Annotated in this window: 14 protein-coding genes; 4 read left to right on the forward strand and 10 right to left on the reverse strand. The window is 48.6% G+C overall.

Annotation, left to right across the window (positions count from 1 at the left end):
- Positions 1-221: 221 nt before the first annotated feature.
- Positions 222-1,043, forward strand: coding sequence for a hypothetical protein (locus NT073_RS27410; protein ID WP_297380191.1), 822 nt, complete (start codon positions 222-224; stop codon positions 1,041-1,043).
- A 354-nt stretch (positions 1,044-1,397) separates the two neighbouring features.
- Here NT073_RS27410 and NT073_RS27415 read toward each other — a convergent pair whose 3' ends face one another.
- The 3 genes from NT073_RS27415 to fbaA form a co-directional block, all read right to left on the reverse strand.
- Positions 1,398-2,528 (reverse strand): efflux RND transporter periplasmic adaptor subunit, encoded by a 1,131-nt coding sequence (locus NT073_RS27415; protein ID WP_297380193.1) that lies wholly within the window; start codon positions 2,526-2,528, stop codon positions 1,398-1,400.
- Positions 2,509-5,823, reverse strand: a complete 3,315-nt coding sequence (locus NT073_RS27420) for an efflux RND transporter permease subunit (RefSeq protein ID WP_297380196.1) — start codon at positions 5,821-5,823, stop codon at positions 2,509-2,511. The genes NT073_RS27415 and NT073_RS27420 overlap by 20 nt, the downstream gene beginning before the upstream one ends.
- Before the next feature lie 468 nt (positions 5,824-6,291).
- Positions 6,292-7,371, reverse strand: a complete 1,080-nt coding sequence (gene fbaA, locus NT073_RS27425; protein ID WP_097123988.1) for a class II fructose-bisphosphate aldolase — start codon at positions 7,369-7,371, stop codon at positions 6,292-6,294.
- A 432-nt stretch (positions 7,372-7,803) separates the two neighbouring features.
- Between fbaA and NT073_RS27430 the strand changes: the two genes are divergently transcribed.
- Positions 7,804-9,375, forward strand: coding sequence for a hypothetical protein (locus NT073_RS27430; RefSeq protein ID WP_297380201.1), 1,572 nt, complete (start codon positions 7,804-7,806; stop codon positions 9,373-9,375).
- Here NT073_RS27430 and NT073_RS27435 read toward each other — a convergent pair.
- Positions 9,344-9,574: a DUF2905 domain-containing protein gene (locus NT073_RS27435; RefSeq protein ID WP_297380203.1), complete on the reverse strand. Its 231-nt coding sequence runs from the start codon at positions 9,572-9,574 to the stop codon at positions 9,344-9,346. The two genes, NT073_RS27430 and NT073_RS27435, sit on opposite strands and share 32 nt — an antisense overlap.
- 472 nt (positions 9,575-10,046) lie before the next feature.
- Between NT073_RS27435 and NT073_RS27440 the strand changes: the two genes are divergently transcribed.
- Positions 10,047-12,230, forward strand: a complete 2,184-nt coding sequence (locus tag NT073_RS27440) for a DEAD/DEAH box helicase (protein ID WP_297380205.1) — start codon at positions 10,047-10,049, stop codon at positions 12,228-12,230.
- A 98-nt stretch (positions 12,231-12,328) separates the two neighbouring features.
- Here NT073_RS27440 and NT073_RS27445 read toward each other — a convergent pair whose 3' ends face one another.
- The 3 genes from NT073_RS27445 to apaG are packed head-to-tail and all read right to left on the reverse strand — an operon-like array spanning position 12,329 to position 14,916.
- On the reverse strand, positions 12,329-13,690 hold the full coding sequence (locus NT073_RS27445; protein ID WP_297380207.1) for a hypothetical protein: 1,362 nt from the start codon (positions 13,688-13,690) through the stop codon (positions 12,329-12,331).
- A gap of 56 nt (positions 13,691-13,746) precedes the next feature.
- Positions 13,747-14,526: a class I SAM-dependent methyltransferase gene (locus tag NT073_RS27450; RefSeq protein WP_297380210.1), complete on the reverse strand. Its 780-nt coding sequence runs from the start codon at positions 14,524-14,526 to the stop codon at positions 13,747-13,749.
- Positions 14,527-14,529: 3 nt separating this feature from the next.
- On the reverse strand, positions 14,530-14,916 hold the full coding sequence (gene apaG / locus NT073_RS27455; protein WP_012924864.1) for a Co2+/Mg2+ efflux protein ApaG: 387 nt from the start codon (positions 14,914-14,916) through the stop codon (positions 14,530-14,532).
- 145 nt (positions 14,917-15,061) lie between these two features.
- Here apaG and ung point away from each other — a divergent pair, with 145 nt between their 5' ends.
- Positions 15,062-15,727, forward strand: coding sequence for a uracil-DNA glycosylase (gene ung / locus NT073_RS27460; protein ID WP_297380214.1), 666 nt, complete (start codon positions 15,062-15,064; stop codon positions 15,725-15,727).
- Between the two features lie 48 nt (positions 15,728-15,775).
- On the opposite strand, the gene lepB is transcribed toward ung, so the two are convergent.
- The 3 genes from lepB to NT073_RS27475 all read right to left on the reverse strand — a co-directional run bounded on the left by lepB (position 15,776) and on the right by NT073_RS27475 (position 18,692).
- Positions 15,776-16,948 carry a signal peptidase I gene (lepB, locus tag NT073_RS27465; RefSeq protein ID WP_297380217.1) on the reverse strand — a complete coding sequence of 391 codons (1,173 nt, stop codon included), beginning with the start codon at positions 16,946-16,948 and terminating at the stop codon, positions 15,776-15,778.
- A 133-nt stretch (positions 16,949-17,081) separates the two neighbouring features.
- Positions 17,082-17,816 carry a 4-hydroxy-tetrahydrodipicolinate reductase gene (gene dapB, locus NT073_RS27470; protein ID WP_297380220.1) on the reverse strand — a complete coding sequence of 245 codons (735 nt, stop codon included), beginning with the start codon at positions 17,814-17,816 and terminating at the stop codon, positions 17,082-17,084.
- A 12-nt stretch (positions 17,817-17,828) separates the two neighbouring features.
- Positions 17,829-18,692 carry a DUF5683 domain-containing protein gene (locus NT073_RS27475; protein ID WP_297380222.1) on the reverse strand — a complete coding sequence of 288 codons (864 nt, stop codon included), beginning with the start codon at positions 18,690-18,692 and terminating at the stop codon, positions 17,829-17,831.
- Between the last annotated feature and the right edge of the window lie 27 nt (positions 18,693-18,719).

Below are 18,719 nucleotides of genomic sequence, written 5' to 3' on the forward strand. Positions count from 1 at the left end.
TTTGTATTGCTGAAAAAGCGTGTGAGTCCCATCAGAGCGGTTCGTATTTTGCATTGCCGACGGGTGCACACAAACGACTAATGCCCTACAAATCAGATAATTAATTGAATCCTTGCTTCAATTTTGGCTATTTAACAGGAAAAATCTATGTTCCTATATAAACCGAAAGGTTCGTATATTACTGAGTGTTAGGCGAAATTGATTCTGACAGCAATCTTCTTATGGCTAAGAAAATGGCAATAACATTAATTATTTTAGGAGCTGTTTTACTTATTGTTGGTTTGATAATTTCTTTGAGGAGCATCAAACCAATGTATTTAAATGTGATATCTGGTTTAATAATAATAATTGGAACCTTTTTCGGCTTATTCGGTAAACAATTACAAGACAAAAGTTCTTCGGAAAAATCTGATAAGATTTTAAAAACTGGAACGAATACCGAGGAAAAAGTTGATTATTTAAAAATTCAAAATGCCGACTTAGCAAAAAAAGTAGAACAACAGGCGCAAGTTATTGACAATTTAAGACAAGAAAATACTGGTTTATATTCAAAGCTAGCAGAAACCGCACTGGAACTTAACAATAATATTATAGGCGAGAGTGATTTAGATATCCAAATTAATAAAACAAGGCAAACAGAATTTAATTTTCGATTTTATAACAAAAGTAAATTACCAGTCAATAATGCACACATCACAATCCAAAACTATAATGAAATAAAAAAATGTGATGTACTAAAAGAGACTCATGATGAAGTTCACATAAAGTTTAACTGCTATGAACCTAATTATATAAAACAAACAGGAATAAATTTAAATCCTCACGGAGCAATCATATTTGATACTAAAAGTTTCAACTTTTTAATTGACTATATGAATTTTGCAATTCAAATTGAAACACGAAACAAAACAATAATATATCATTTAGTATATATGATTATAGATGGTAAGTTAGTGAGGTCATATCGAAAGTACAATTTAATCAATAAGAAGAAAGTTTTTATACAAGAAGATAACCCTTTGCACCTAGCTGATGATTTTTGAAAAAAAAACTTCTTCGAAAAAGTTCTTTACACAGATTAAAGAACAATAGAAAATCGCCTAAAAGTGTGTTTATACGAACTAATATAAACATCAGCCAACATAGGTTTGTGTCAAGTGGGGCTGACGGAATAAACTCAACCTTGGGATTCCTATTGTACTTTTGTTTCGGCTGGCGGAAACCCATTGAACTTTTGAAGTAATTGAGCAACAGCAATTTATATCGGCAGACATTCAGACAGTTGAGTTTCAAATTCCCCACCTGCCGCAAGCCCTGTCCGTTCGCGTCAGCAAAAGCCATCCGGACAATTAGACACAACGTATTGCCTGTCCGCCGGTGCGGTCTCTACATTAACATCATTTTACATTCACAGCCGCACCGTCGCGAATCTCCTCGGTGGCTGATGTGATTAGTTTGTCTCCTTCGTTGACGGCACCGAATATTTCGATTTTATTATCGGCTTCCAGCCCTTTCTTGACCGGCACCCACTCCGCTTTCTGGTTGTTGACACGTATCACAAAGACACCCGTCGAGGAGTTGACAATGGCTGATTTCGGCACGACGAACGTGCTCGTTTTGGCCGGTAATGGCAGATCGACTTCGGCAACCATGCCGGGCAGCAACTTTCGGTCGTTGTTCACAACATCCACTTCGACCCGCTCAGCACGTAGGCGTTTGTCCAGTGCACCGGAAAGGCGTTTTATCTGCCCCGTAAATTTCTTGTCCGGGAAGGTCTTGACGGTGAAACTCACGTCGTCATTCTGGTCGACATAACCGGTATACGCTTCAGGCACCGAAATGACCAGACGCAGTCGCTTCTGTTCAGTCAGCACAAACAATGGAAACTCAGAGCCTTTGCCCGATGGTCCGATGTACGCACCGGTACTGGCGTTACGGGCGCTGATGATCCCGTTGAAAGGAGCCCTGATTTCGAGGTACTTTTTCAGATCAGCCACTTCGCGGTAAGCCGATTTGGCGGCATCCAGCTGCGCCAGATCGGCATTGCGCCGGGCTAAAGCCAGATCCACATCGTTCTTCGATACGGCTCCGGAAAATTTACTGGCTTCGAGTACCCGCTCGTAATTGGCCCGGCTACCGATAGATGTGGCTTCCTGCGCTTTCAGTCTCGACTCTGCCGATGTTAATTGGGCACTCAGTTCAGGGGCTTCGGCCAGGGCCAGCAACTGGCCTTGCTTTACCTCAGAGCCGACATCTACGTGCAGCGATTTGATGAAGCCACTCACTTTCGCGTAAATATCTACGTCACGAAATGCAACCAGCTCGCCGGGGATGTGCAATGACGAAGCCAGTTTCCCCTTCGACAGCGGAAACGTTTCCAATGCTGCCGGCGCTTCGGGTTTTTCAGCCTCTTCTTTCGCTTCTGCCTTACTTTCGGAAGATTGACAATTCGTTAATGTAATGGCCAGCAACAGACTGCCTGTCAGCACAAGCAGCCTGCGTACCGGTTTATTTAGTGACGGTTTCATACGAGGGGGAAATGTAATATTTACTGTCTTTATCTTCGGGATCGAGCGATACCGATTCGGTTGAGGTTTTGCCCTGTACCCAGGCAAAGGCTAGTGGCAGAATAAACAAAGCTGCGAAAGTTGAAGCAATCAGACCACCAATAACGGCCCGGCCCAGCGGAGCCGACTGCGATCCACCTTCACCCAGGCCCGATGCCATCGGGATCATGCCCACCACCATCGCGACGCTGGTCATGAGAATAGGGCGCATCCGTAACGATGCCGCTTCCCGAGCCGCCAGCAGCGCGTTGCCATTCCGCATACGCAATTCCTCGGCATTGGTCACCATAAGCACAGCGTTGGAAATGGACACCCCCACCGACATGATCATGCCCATGTACGATTGCAGATTGAGTGTTGAACCGGTCAGCATCAGCAGTACCAGCGAGCCTACCAGTACGGCAGGTACCGTACAGAGCACCACCAGCGACACTTTGAAGGATTGAAAGTTGGCCGCCAGCATCAGAAAAATAACTACAATGGCCGTGATCAGGCCCGTTTGCAGACTATCAAGCGTGTCGATGAGTACCTGGGTCAGACCCTGCATTTTCACCGTCAGGCCACGGGGTAGTTCGCCCAGCGAGTCGATGGCTTTCTGAACGTCTCTGGCGGCTGTGCCCAGGTCAATATCGTTCAGGTTAGCCGTTACCGACAGCACCGGTATGGCCCCTATGTTATCGTTTTCGCCGTAGGTCGTGCCTTCCTGCAAGGTCGCGACGTCGCTGAGCACCGGCCGGTTCGAATTAGGCAGAATGGGTATTTCACCAAGGTCGTTCACGCTGGTCATCCGGTTTTCGGGAACCTGCACCTGTACGGTGTAGGTCTGGCTTGATTTGGGGTCGATCCAGACACTTTTTTCGGTGTAACGGGATGATGATGTAGCGGCAATCAACGAGCGCGAAATGGACGATATATCCGTACCCAGTTGAGCAGCCCGTGTCCGGTCGATGTTTACGTTGATGGCCGGGGATTTCGTAGCCTGACCAATCTGCACATCCCGCAGGTACGGAATCTTGTTCAGCTTGGCGATTACCTTGTTGGCGTATTCTTCGTTCTGCTGTTTATTCTTACCCGAAAGTTTGACTTCAATGGGCGTGGGCGACCCCTGGCTAAGAATCTTATCCGTCAATTCAATGGGTTCGAAAGAGAGTTTCACGCCCGGCAGCGCTTTCTTCATGCTGGCCCTGAACCGGTCCTTCAACTCGTCCAGATCCGCATCGTAATCGTCTTTCAGACTCACCTGCAAAACACCTTCCTGCGGCCCGGCCATGAACAGGTAAATGGGACTCGTTGAGAATTGTGCTCCGTGCATACCCACCATGGCGGAGGTGATTTCGATGTTTTCCTTGCCGACCATCTTGTTCAGCACGTCGATGGTCTTGAGCATGGTGGCTTCGGTCTTTTCGAGACGGGTACCGTCGGGATTCCGCAGTCGTACCTGGAACTGCCCACCACCCGCTTTCGGTAGTACATCGCGGCCAATGGAGTTGATCAGCACAAAGGCAATAGCCAGCGCACCAACGACATAGACACCCACAATGACTTTGCGGTACGGTAGCATCCGACCGATAAACCGCACAAAGCGAGCGCGTACCCGCTCGAAGAAGCTGATTTTACCGTCATTATTCAGGTCGATCCGGTGCGCTATTTTCGTCTTTTCCTGCAATATGTCATCCTGCGTGTGCTTGCCGTTTACGCCCGCTTTCCCATTTCCGTTGACAGCTATCACATGCCCATTGACCGGCTCTGGCTTAGTGGCTTTCCCATTGCTGGCGGGATGGTGCTCTTTCATCATCCAGTTGGCCAGTACCGGTACCAGCGTTTGCGCCATCAGGTACGACGTAACCATGGAGAAGCCAATGGCCAGTGCCAGCGGCAGAAACAACGCTCCCGGAATACCCGTCATGGTGAAAGCCGGGGCAAACACGGCCAGAATACAGAACAAGATCAGCAGCTTGGAAAAGGCGATTTCCTTACACGCATCCCAGATGGCCAGCGCTTTGGGCTTGCCCATATCCATGTGCTGGTGAATATTCTCAATGGTTACCGTACTTTCATCGACCAGAATTCCGATAGCCAGCGAAAGGCCACTTAGGGTCATGATGTTGATCGTTTGGCCGAATAGCGACAGGAACAAAACGCCGGATATTATACAGGTAGGAATGGTGATGATCACGATCAGTGCCCCCCGTACGTCGCCCAGGAAGAGGAGTACCATCAACCCTGTCAGAATGGCTCCGATGGCCCCTTCGGTCATTAGACTTTCGACCGCGTTGATCACGTATACCGATTGGTCGAAGGTATAGGTTAGCTTGACATCTTCGGGCAGCAGCGCCTGAAAACGAGGCAGAGCGGCTTTCAGATTTTGTACAACCTCCCAGGTCGACGCATCCGCCGACTTGGTGATGGGCAGGTATACCGAACGCTTCCCGTTTACCAGCACATACCCCTGCGTAATATCGGCGCCATCCTCAATGGTGGCAACGTCTTTCAGGTACAGGTTTTGGACTGAGCCCGTATAAAGCGGAATATCGCCAAAATCCTGAATATTCTTGACCGTGGTATTGGCTGGCGTAAAGTAATTGAAGTCACCGATACGTACGTTCCCGGCGGGGGTTGCCTGGTTATTGATGCGCAGGGCGGCCACCAACTGGTCGGGCGTGAGGTTGTGGGATCGCAGTAGTTCGGGGTCTGCTTTGATCACGATAGACCGGGCATTACCACCGAAGGGTGCAGGAGAAACCAGCCCCGGAATGGACGTAAAGCCCGACCGAATATACACATTGGCCAGATCCTGCAATTCATTATTTGTCCGTTGCGGGCTGCTCAGTACCAACTGCCCGACCGGCAGCGTAGAGGCATCGAAGCGCAGAATAAACGGGGGTTGCGAACCGGGCGGAAAACTGGACTGAGCCCGGTTTGAGTAGGCCGACACCTCCGCAGCCGCCTGGGCCATGTTGGTACCTTCGTAGAACGACAGCTTCAGGAGCGTAATGCCCTGGATGTTTTTCGTCTCAATACTTTTCACCCCCGACACATACAGCAACAGGTTGACGTATTGCTTCCCGAAGAACGACTCCATCTGGTTGGGCGTATAGCCCCCAAAGGGTTGGGAAATGTAAATGACCGGCAGATTCAGGTTCGGGAAAATGTCAATCTTAATCGTGCGAACAGCACCAATACCGAAATAAAATAGGCTGGCTACAAGCACCAAAATGGTAATTGGCTTTCGTAACGCAGAGCGGATCAAATTCATATTAAATTAAAATCATTTTAAATGAATAACGTTGTTGGGCCGGTTCGTTTATTCGTTTCATCCAGCTCATTAGCTGATCGAAAGAAAAATCGAATAAAACCCAATTTTTTCCACAATACATCACATAGAGCGGTATATTATATTGAAAGTTAAGGATTTTATACGATACTACTTTAGTCTTCTTTACCACCTTTAGAGGCTTTTGGCAACCATTTTCTACTATAAAATCATAGACATAATTTATACTCAGGTTACTCTTTAAGTAAAAACACTTACCCTTAAAAACGCCCTTTTGGTCATTTGTAAGGGTACCTACCAAGTCTACAATTTACCTTTTACAGATAGGATGCCAGCACTGTCCCTTCATGAAACCGTCTGATCTCTAAGCCTGGTTTCGACTGAAAATGGCATAAAAAAGGTGTCGGGTTAATTAACCCGACACCCCTGTAAACACTAAACCAAAACTGACTAGGCCAGCCGGTTGATGCAGTTCAAATCTTCGAACGCAATTTTCAGGCGCTGAACCATGCTTTCTTCGCCTTTACGTAGCCACACGCGTGGATCGTAGTATTTTTTGTTTGGCGAATCGGCGCCTTCGGGGTTACCCAACTGCGATTGCAGATAGCCTTCTTTCGACTTATAGTATTTCAGGATACCTTCCCACATGGCCCACTGCATGTCGGTATCAAGATTCATTTTCACGGCACCGTAGCGGATAGCTTCCCGGATTTCTTCGCGGCTCGAACCCGATCCACCATGGAATACGAAATTCACTGGCAGCGGCCCCGTGTTGTAATGCTCCTGAATGTATTTCTGCGAGTTGTCCAGAATGATCGGCGACAGCTTCACATTACCGGGCTTATATACACCGTGTACGTTACCGAAAGCAGCGGCAATCGTGAAGTTCGGCGAAATTTTGCTCAGTTCTTCATAGGCATAAGCCACTTCAGAAGGCTGCGTGTACAGTTTTGAATCGTCAACGTCTGTGTTATCGACGCCATCTTCTTCGCCACCCGTTACGCCTAATTCGATTTCGAGCGTCATGCCGATTTTGGCCATGCGCTCAAAGTATTTCGAGCAGATTTCGATGTTCTCTTCAATCGGCTCTTCCGACAGGTCGAGCATGTGCGACGAGTACAGCGGCTTGCCCGTTTGGTCAAAATGCTTTTCACCAGCGGTCAGTAGACCATCAATCCAGGGAAGCAGTTTCTTCGCGCAATGGTCGGTATGCAGAATAACAGGTACGCCATACAGTTCAGCGATGTGATGAACGTGCAAAGCGCCTGAGATAGACCCAGCAATGGCCGCCTGTTGCTTATCGTTCGGCAGAGACTTACCGGCGTAAAAAATACCTCCACCGTTCGAGAACTGAACGATTACCGGAGAGTTAACCGCTTTTGCTGTTTCCAGTACGGCGTTGACGGAGTCCGTGCCAACAACATTGACGGCGGGAAGGGCGTAATCATTTTCGTTGGCGTGACGGAAAATTTCGGTAACGCCTTCGCCGGTCACAACACCGGGAGCAAAACGGGTGGCTACTTCACTCATAATTGGGATTTATTTTGGATTCGTTCAAGAAATAGTTTACCGAAAAAGAGGACGGCTAACCTATTTAACTTCAGGTGGTAAAGTTGGGGATATTGTAAAAAAAATACTAATCTTACGAATAGGCATCTTGGCTGATCGACTAATTAATATTTTCCTAAAGAACACTTTTCCCACCAATTTTAGTCCTGTAAACTAACCCCTTAAACCTGTGAAAACCCTCTTCTTCTGCCCGCTCTGAGGTATGGCAGATCTTGGTATGGCAGAACAAATACATCGTCATAAAAACCAGCCGAAAACCACTGGCAGTTCTGATTCGTTTATAACCTGGGCCTCATCAATGTCTGGAATGGAAGGTATGATTTTTGTTACATATTCTGAGTAACTTCGTAAAAGCCTACCACCCGGAGGCCAAACAGCCCTAAATTCAGTTTCATGCGCCATACTTTATCCATAGCCTGTCTATTTCTTCTGGTCGTCAGTTTTCGACCTGCATGGGCACAATTGGCGCAATCCATGCGAATTGAGATTCCATCTGACCCAAATGAAGCTGAATCATTTGATGTAACCCCCCTGTCAGAACGCGGTGTATTGATGACGATTCGGACCGGCAATTTTACGGATAACGCACCGATCAAACTGAACTTCCAGAAGTACGACATTAACCTTAAACCCGTCTGGCATACCGAATTCAAGCAGGATATTAAATACAAGCCAATCACTACTTATGAGTCCGACCAGTATGTTTACCACCTCTTTCGGGAATACGACGGTAGCCAGTACCAGTTTCTACGGCTGCACCTTGATGATGGCGTGATTGAGACTTTTGAAGGTAAGCTTATTGATCAACTGGATGTGCACGAGTTCAAGGTGATGGGTAGCCAGGCATATGTAAGTGGCTTTCACCACGGCCGCCCGGTTGTTATGTCGTTCTCGTTCTTCGACCGAACCGTAAAGGTACTGCCCGGCCTGTATGCGAACCGAACGGAAATTAGTAGCCTCGAAATCGACGAAGCCCGGCATGAAGTTAACGTGCTGGTTCATTCCCTCCGACGTCATTGCAAGTTTTCGATCCGAACGTATAATTACGACAGTAAACTTATGCGAACTCTCGACTTCGATGGTGCTAAGAACAGTCTCATCTCGGGAAAGTTGCTGCCCGTCAATCAGCAGGAGTCTATTCTGGTCGGCAATTACTCCACGGATTGCACACCCTACTCGCAGGGAATCTACGTAGCGCGTATCCATCATGGCGAGGGGGGAATCGTATCGACTACAGAGACAGTCAACGACATTCAATACATCGAGTTTTCGCAGCTCCAAAACTTTTTCAACTACCTGAAACCCCACCGGCAGCAAAAGCTGCTGGCGAAGGCTCAGAAAATGAAGGAAGAGGGCAAAGACTATAAATTCCGCTACCGACTGCTGGTTCATGACCTGAAGCCCACTCCCAACGGCCTCACGCTCGTTGCCGAAGTGTATTACCCACAATACCGGGGCAGCACGCTTGCCTATGGCGGTTACCTGCGCGGAGCCGACCGTTACGAAGGCTTTCGATACACCCATGCCTTCATTTGCGGCTTCGACAAACAGGGGAAGCTCTTATGGGACAACTGCTTCCCGATTAAGGAACTGCTTAGTACAGAACTAACGGAAATGGTACAGGTCTCTCAGCAGAACGATAAAATGGTGTTGGCCTATCCCAACGATGGCGAAATCAATACAGAGGTCATCCAGGAGAATAAAGTGGTAAAAGAAACCGAGAAATTTAAGCTCAAGACCAACGCCGAAAATGAAAAAGTGACGTTCTCGGCCCAGGATAATCTGATGGCCTGGTACGACCGGCACTTCATAGCCTGTGGCTTTCAGAAAATAGCTGCCACAAAAAACGTATCAGCTGTTCAGCGGGAGGTTTTTTACTTGAACAAGTTAACTTATAGCGAAGAAAATCACCCCCCCGACTCCAACAAGGCAACTACCCGAAAAAACGACGGATCAGGACGATAAGAAGATTCAGGACGATACTCACCACAATGCAGGTCACAATAGGGAAATAGAATCCGCCACCGTCTTTCCCGTCAATGCGGATATCGCCGGGCAGACGCCCCAGCCAATGCAGCTTATCGCCGAAGAAGTAGATCAGTATACCAACCAGTACGATTACGGCTCCGATAAGAATAATGTATTTCCCGGCAGCAGGTGTCATAGGCTACTATTGATAAAAGTCAATTATATCTGAGAAACAAGCGAACGTGCCCGGTCGCTTCTCAGATAAATACAATATTAATAGAAGACCCCTTGCTTTTCAATAAAATTATTTGTACTTTTGCACCAGATTTTACAAGCGACATCCGTTCGCGTCTCTGTTTCTCTCCTTTTTTACGTGTTGAGTTAGGTCTGACAGAGCTTATGTACGGATGTACAGGATGGGTTTCTGTGTGGACGCTCCCGAGTGGGGCACTCGGAGTGAATTCTCTTGCGCGTGGGCTAATCGTCAAATGGTCGTACCGGTAGATCCGGTCGTTGTCTTTATCCCCCTTGAAGAGGTACGGGGTGATGGTCCTGTTGGGTCGTTGGGGCAGCTTGGTTCGTTGGGCAATTCTCGCATTATCGCGCCGTTCACTGGCACATACTCGTCTTCGTTTGGATGATTCATTTTATTTAATCATTTCCAATTAATGAAAACGAAAACAACTAAATCAGCCGATCAGGATGACTTCCTGGACATTGAAAAAATAGCCACGGAAATGGCCGCCAGCGCGGTCGCTCCTGCTGATTCGGCAACTACCGAAGCTAAAACAGCTAAGGTTCCCAAAAAGAAAGTAGCAAAACCAGCCGTTGAAGCCGGTTTTGACGATACCGCAGCCGAAATCGTTGCGGAAGGTGTGGCCGATAAAGTCGTCATCGTGGCCGATGAGCCCCTCACACACGTTGAAGAACCTAAAGCAGCAGCTTCGACTACGCCTGTAGCAGACGTAACAACGCCCAAGGTTGACCCCAATCAGATTTTATTCTCCAGTCTGGCCATTTCAGCCGAAGTATTACAGGCCGTTACGGACATGGGCTTTGTTAGCCCATCGCCCATCCAGGCCGAAGCGATTCCGCCTATTCTGGACGGTCGCGATGTAATCGGACAGGCCCAGACGGGTACCGGTAAAACGGCCGCCTTTGGTATCCCTGCACTCGACCTGATCGATGTTCAGGATCGCTCGGTGCAAACGCTTATCCTTTGCCCAACGCGAGAACTGGCGTTGCAGGTAGCCGAAGAGATCAAAAAACTGGCTAAATACAAACGTGGTATCCGTATCGAAGCCATCTATGGTGGTGACTCCATTGAGCGCCAGATCCGGTCACTCAAAAGCGGTGTGCATATCGTGATCGGTACACCCGGTCGTGTAATGGACCACATGGAGCGGAATACCCTCAAGCTCAATAACGTTAAGATGATGATTCTTGACGAAGCGGATGAGATGCTGGACATGGGCTTCCGTGAAGATATTGAGAGCATTCTGGAAGAAATGCCCGAAGAGCGGCAAACGATCCTGTTCTCGGCGACGATGTCGAAGCCGATCATGCAGATCACCCAGAAGTTCCAGAAAGATCCTGTGCTGGTGAAAGTCGTCAAGAAAGAACTGACGAACGTAAACATCGAGCAGGTTTACTTTGAAGTGAAATCGAAAGCAAAAGTTGAAGTGATGTGCCGTCTGATCGACATGTACGACCTGAAACTGCTGCTGGTATTCTGTAATACAAAGCGTAAAGTCGACGAAATCGTTGAAGACCTGCAAATCCGGGGCTACCAGGCCGAAGGGTTGCACGGCGATCTGCGCCAGGCACAACGGAACAACGTCATGAGCAAATTCCGCGCTGGTACAACCAACATCCTGGTTGCTACTGACGTTGCCGCTCGTGGTATTGACGTTGACGATGTCGACGCGGTTATTAACTTCGATATTCCCCTCGACGAAGAATATTATGTACACCGGATTGGCCGGACAGGCCGTGCGGGTAAATCGGGCCGGGCGTTCTCGTTCGTAGGCCGCGATGAGAAATACCGCTTCCGCGAAATCCAGACCTATACAAAAGTTAAGGTTGAGAAAGGTGTTATTCCTTCCTTCGAAGACATCGTTGGTGTTCGCAAAGCCCGTTTCATCGAGCAATTGCAACAGACGATTCAGGAAAGTAAAGACCTGAACCTGTATGACGATTTACTAACGCAGCTTAACCACGCCGGTTTCTCGACCGAGCAGATTGTAGCCGCGCTGGTAAAACGCAGCATGGGTCTGGAAAAGAACGAATTTGCTGATCAGAACCTCAATCTGGAAGATGATCGCCGGAATGGCCGCGACAAATACGCCGACCGTGGTCGGGGTGAAGGCGGTGGCCGCTTCGAAGATCGTCGGGGCGGGTCACGCTTTGGCGACCGCGATGAGCGGGGCAACAGCTCCCGTTTCGGTGACCGCCGTGAGGGTGGCGATCGGGGTGCCCGTAACGACGGACCGTCCCGCTTTGGCGACCGCCGAAATGACGGTGGTGACCGTCCACGTTTCAACGACCGGGATCGGTCGGGCGCAGGTAAACCTTATTTCGACCGCGACGATCAGCGTGTTCCCCGCGAGCGCGAAGCAAACATGACCCGCCTGATGGTGAGCATTGGCCGCAAAGATTTCGTCCGTCCGGGCGACATCGTAGGTGCCATTGCCGGTGAAGCCAACATTCCGGGCAACAGCATCGGCAGCATCGACATCTTCGACAAGTTCACCTATGTCGACGTTCCGAAAGATGTAGCCAACCGCGTTGTCGACGCTATGGAAGGCAATACCATCAAAGGTCGCCGGGTTAATATTGAAGTAGCACGGTAAGCACAAGAAATAGTAAGTTCTAAAGTGAAAAAGTGGCTGACGCAGGTATAAAACACTCGCGTCAGCCACTTTTTCACTTTAGAACTTACTAACTTTTATTATTCATAATAATACCCGAAAATGATGCCCATTTCATCTTCGCTGGTCAGGCCGAAGCTGACGGCTTTATTGGTTGTATTGTTGTAAGTTATTTCGGACATCAGCCCCTCCCCTTTCTGTAGGTCGATGGGGATTTTGAAGGTGATGATCTCGGGGTTTTCCCAGTCGGTGGAGGTGTAAACGATCTCGCCGTTGCGGGCGCCCCCAACAATTTTAATCACGAATTTCTCGCCCAGTTTGTGCATATGCGACGTGAGGGTAAGCACCTTCCGTGGCTTGCTGAAGGTAAACGTTTTGGTAAGCGTCACCCGAGTATTGGCGGGAAGTGACAGGCTAGTATTACTAAGGTCAAGTGTCTGAACAATGTTTTTGACCTTCGATTTATCGACCGTGTACAGATTAATCTGAGCCTCGCCTTTCCGTACTGCCGCTGTTTTATTAACGAAGTGTGAGTTAAGATCGAATGAAGCCCCCGCCGGAATAAGTAAAGCCATCCCCTCGGGAAACACATAATCCTGATATTGTGCCTGCGAGCCCGCCAGATACACATGGTTCGACATCGTAAGCGCCGTGAGGATGTTCAGGGAGTTATCCGGATTACGTAGATCGCGGATATCGTTTAAGTTGGGTAACGACGTTTTGTTCCGGAAATCGTAGGCAACAAAGTGGTGGCTTCCACTCTGCATTTTGGTCTCATAGCGATTCACGTACACATCCTGGGTGTTACCCAGCATTTTTCGAGTGAACAGCTCCCGTTCAAAATTCGGCTGTATGTCGAATGAGGGGACGGCCATTTGAAAACCCGTTCCGGTCGCTGGTACAGCCAGCGGCTCATAAGCCACTTCTGTAATGGTTTTATCACTTAATAAGGCAGCATCTGCAATAGTGCCCGTTTTGGGCGCTCCGGCATCAATCCAGCGACGCACGAACTCAACCTGCCCGTCAGATAGTGAGATACCACCCAACGGCATTGGATTGCCGTATTGTTTACCACTATGATGGCTGGCGGTTGTTGTGATCTTGTGATAAAGCAAGCTCTCCAGTGAAGCATACGCTTTCACTCGCTTGAGTCCGTCGGCCTTTGCACTACTGTTTTTTGGATCAACGCCTACCAGGTTCTGATAAGCAACACCTTCTACCAATACCAGCCCATGCTGAAAGTACGCAGCATCTTTATCTGATAAGTGGCAGCCCGACGTAGCGCAGGAAGGCGTCAGAATTTTTTGCTGAATAAGATCAAACGAAGATGTTTCCGTTGGCACTAATGACTCGGTAGTGTCTTTACTACAAGACACCATATGCAACAACAGGGCTGAAACGCCAATAGTTAAAGCCAAACGGCTATAAGTCAGGAAGTTCATATAGTATATCCAACAAAAATACCTTCGGAAAGGTAACGTAATTTGTGGTTACTTCGTCAAAACCGAAGAACGAAATCCTGTTTTGGCTGTTCCTTCCGAAAGAATACCAGGCCCACCCAAAACAAATCAACCGTTACACTAACGGCTTTATGCGCCTTAAGGTAAGCCCATGCCTGCTCCATTTCGTCCGACCAGTGTATATCGTCGAAAACGAATATGGTATCATTGTGAATATTGGTCAGGCAGGTTTCGAAATAGCGTACCGTTGGTTCATACCGATGGTTTGCATCGAAAAAGACAAAATCAACGGGAGGCAGTCCGGCGATAGCGGGCAGCAGCGTTTCATCCAGATTGCCTACAATTACGCCTACATTCCGGATAGCCAACCGTTCGAAATTTTGCCGGGCTACTGCTGCCGTTTCCGGGCAACCTTCAAACGTCAGCACCTGGCCACCATACGGTTTAGTAGCTTCGGCCAGATAAGCCGTTGTCATGCCGAGCGATGTGCCCAGATCAACCACGACTTTCGACTCGAAGCGCCGAATCAGCCGAAACAGGAGCCGACCGAAACGCGCCGGCTTCTGGGAGTTCCGGGCAATATCGCCAATGGTTCGTTGCCGGGATGGATTCACTTTGGACCCCGCTCCTAAATCGGCGATTGTAATGAGCTGACGACTTTTACGAAGTTCTTTTCTGAGCGCCCGTATTGGGGCAAACAGCGCTCTTGACCCGGTTTTTGCCCGGATTACCTGAACGTAAAGAGAAAAGAGAAATGGAGAATGAAGCGAATGTTCGTCGCGGGCGCGACTTAAATACCGGAAATAAGCAAGTAACAAAAATCAGTTCAGTTTATACGGCACCACCATCGTGAACTCAGGGATACTAACCCGAAGCTGTTTACCGTCAATAATTCGTTCGACAAGATACGTTCCTGCCATTTTACCAATGCTCGACCGTAGATTACAGCCCGATACATATTCGTGGACTTCACCCGGTTCGAGTACCGGTTGCAGTCCAACAACGCCCTCCCCCTCTACTTCCCGAACGGTACCATTGGAATCAAAAATCAACCAATGACGCCGGAGCAACTGAATGGTGTAGTCGCTCGCATTTTCGATGGTAATCCGGTAGGTAAACACGTAATGCGCCTGGAGTGGACTAGAGTAATCAGCCTGATACTCAGTCTTCACGCTAACTTTCACGCCTTCTGTGACTGACGAAACCATAAATATTAGTGTCGTTTTGCAACCTTAGAACGAAAATTAAGTTGATTAGTTTTGTTACGCAAGAACCACTCTTAAAAAATTTTTGTAAAGGGGTTTTTGGCGTTTGTAGGCGTATAATGCCGAATCACCCTTATCAGTTCCCTACATGAATGTATCTATTGCCGAATCCTGGCGAAATCGGTTACAGCCCGAATTTGATAAACCTTATTTCAGTGAACTTGCCCAATTTCTACGACACGAGTACAGCACCCAGCGCGTATTTCCGCCAGGCTCGTTGATGTTCAACGCCTTTAACAAGTGTAGTTTCGACGATACCCGCGTCGTTATTCTGGGGCAGGACCCCTATCATGGCGAAGGGCAGGCCAACGGTCTGGCATTCTCGGTTGCCGATGGCATCACCAAACCTCCGTCCTTAATTAATATTTTTAAGGAAATTCAGGACGATTTGGGCAAGCCCATCCCTAAATCAGGTAATCTGGAGCGTTGGGCCAGCCAGGGGGTTATGTTACTGAATGCCACGCTCACCGTTCGCGCGGGTCAGGCGGGGTCACACCAGGGCAAAGGCTGGGAAACATTTACCGATGCCGTTATTAAACTAATTTCGGAGGAGAAAGAGCATGTCGTTTTTATGCTCTGGGGCGCTTTCGCCCAAAAGAAAGGAGCCGTGATCGACGGCAAAAAACATTTAATTCTAAAAGCCAAACACCCGTCACCCATGGCGGCCAACTACGGAGGTTGGTTTGGCAATAAGCACTTCAGCCAGGCTAACGCTTATTTGGAAAGTAAAGGGCTGCCGCCGGTGGAATGGTAATCTGAACTTAAAAGGCGGCCCTGTAGGGCCGCCTTTTAAGTTCAGACATTAATCGATCGTTCTGAACAACCGGTTCCAGCGGATTTTATTCCAGGCGTTGGCCGGATTGGGGTCGAGCGACATCCAGACAAATACGGCTTTACCCACGATATGATCTTCGGGGACAAAACCCCAGAAACGCGAGTCGAGCGAGTTGTCGCGGTTATCGCCCATCATGAAATAGTAATCCTGTTTGAAAGTATACGTGTTAATCGGCTGGCCACCAATTTTTATTTCCTTTGGCGCTACCTCTACTTTTTCATTTCCTTCATACAGTTCAATAACCGGTCCGTAGAGAGCAATTGTCTGTTCATTAATTTGAATTGTTGCCCCCTTCTTCGGGATAGTGATCGGCCCAAAGTTGTCATGATTCCACTTGAAAGTAGGCGTTCCATAAATCATAGGGGCCATTTCGCCGGGCTTTTCGGTCATGGGCTCGATACCTTTTACAAAGTCGAATCCTTTAAACTTAGCAATAACGTCTTCAGTCGTGTTGACACTATAGCCAACCATCGTGGATGTTTTCGTCGAATCGTTGTACTGTTCCAGTGGTTTCCAGTTTTCGGTCGGCTGGCTCGGGTCGCGGTAGTCGTTGACGATGTCATACTTCCGGAAGAACGTCGCGTCCAGAACTTCGGTCGTTTTGATGAAGTACTTCTGTTCAGAGCGGGGTGGCGCCGGAACCGGTTTGCCGTTTACAAATACAGCCCGTTGCCGAACCTCCAGCACATCACCCGGAATACCAATACACCGCTTGATGTAGTTGGTTTTCAGATCGACGGGATAGTCAATATTATCATTCAGGTATTTGGGCGGCACGTTGAACACAACCACATCGCCATTCTTAACGTGCGTAAAGCCCGGCAACCGATACGATGGCAACTGAATGGCAGTGCTATAAGAGGGTATGTTCGTCCCCCATATTTTCTGGTGTGTCAACGGCACCTGCAAGGGTGTACGGGGTGTGCGAGTACCATAATGCAGCTTGCTTACAAACAGAAAATCGCCCACCATCAGGCTGTTTTCCATCGACGGGGTTGGAATCGTAAACGCTTCCATAAATAACCACCGAATGAGTGTAGCCGCTACAACAGCGAACAGAACGGAATCGAACCACTCACGAATGGGCGATTTTCTAGCTTTAGCCGGTCTTGTTTCGGCCTTCGTTTTTACTTCAGACATGTATACTAATGATAAATTATGACAGGGTCACCCAAGGGGTGATAAAGACCAAACAGGTTATCGAAATACCGTGACTAAATACGAAATTACGAAGATGAACTGGTTTTATATAGCCGTTCATCATTCATCCGGTTTAATTCCCCAACAGGTCGTCCATTCCGAATATGCCTTCACGGCCAACCAGCCACTCAGCGGCTATAACAGCCCCAAGAGCAAAGCCCTGCCGACTATGCGCTACGTGCTTAATTTCAATACGGTCAACGTCCGATTCATACCGAACTGTATGAGTGCCGGGCACCGTACCTTCCCGAAGTGACTCGATCTCAATGGCATCCTCGCCAACTGGCACGGGTTCTTTACCGGGTTCATTACTTACCCAACGCTGTTTGGTAGGCAACTGCTCCATGACCCCTTCGGCCAGGGTGATGGCGGTTCCGCTGGGAGCGTCTTTCTTTTCGGTATGATGGATTTCCGTCATCGACACATGATAGGACGGGTAATTCCGCATAAACTGAGCCAGCACTTTATTCAGCCGGAAAAACAGGTTGACGCCAATGCTGTAGTTGGATGCATAGAAGAAAGCACCTTTGGTACGCTCACAAAGGGCTTCGATGGCTGGTCGACGGTTGAGCCAACCCGTGGTGCCGCACACAACCGGCCAGTTCCGTTCCAGGCAATAGGTAATGTTTTCGGCGGCCGATTCGGGCGAACTGAATTCTATGACAACATCTACATCGTCGGGTTCGAGATTCGCTAAATCGGCGTAGTTATCAGCATCAATGCGGCCCGCAATCTGGTGACCCCGTTCGAGCGCGATCTGCTCGATCGTCTTTCCCATTTTGCCGTAGCCTAGTAAGAGAATATTCACTTTTGTGTCAGGTTATTTAAACGAAAACGCCACCCGTACTGCCGGAACAAAACCGATACCGGGTGCGGGTAACACATTGGGCTCGACGCGCATCGAGATGTCGTCGGTTAAATCAAAGGTTTTCAAGTGGGCCGCTACATTGGCCTCCACAATGTTAATTGCCCATAAAAGGCCGGACAACAGTAGGTTCAAATCCCGATAACGCCGGAAGGTGTCATAGGCATTTTTGGCGTTGGCCGATGTCCGAAAAACGACTTTCTTATCAGAAAATGGGCTGACGCCGATAGTAACCTCTTCTACTTTATAAGACAGCCCTTCCGTAAACGTAGCAGCCCCCTGAAGATTTGAATAGAGCGCCGGATCAAGGCTGGCTGAAAAACCGTCGCCTATGTTGAAAAACGCATCCGTTGCTTTATCGCCGTAAAGAAGGCGCCCATAACCAGTGGCAGCATCTTTGGCCAATCCCCGGTATTTGACAAACAGATACCCCATTACGCCAAAACCAGCATAAATAAACGGTATCTTGTAATACTGACGGTTATACGCCTGACCCAGACCGGGCAGCATCAGGGAGCGAATAGTGGCTTTCTTCGGAATAATCTTGTGTATTTTCGCTTCCTGACTTGCCGATACGCGGACAGTGTCCGGGTTATCCAGCGAAGCCGAATCATCCGCCGTCAGCACCGACCGGCCCACCTGAATAGGAATCCCATTACGTCGGATCGTAGTTGGAATTGTATCGGCAGCAGACCGGATTTGCCGAGTCGAATCGGTGGCTGCCGGCGTTGGAGCGGGGGTTATAGCCGGACGCTGGGCAAAGGATGTTGCAAAGGACACACTGAACAGGCAGACAGTAAGTAAGCTGAAAAGTCTCATGCTTACCAAACGACTCACTCTCCTTTC

Origin of the sequence: Spirosoma sp., assembly GCF_026391055.1 — a bacterium.
GTDB lineage: Bacteria > Bacteroidota > Bacteroidia > Cytophagales > Spirosomataceae > Spirosoma.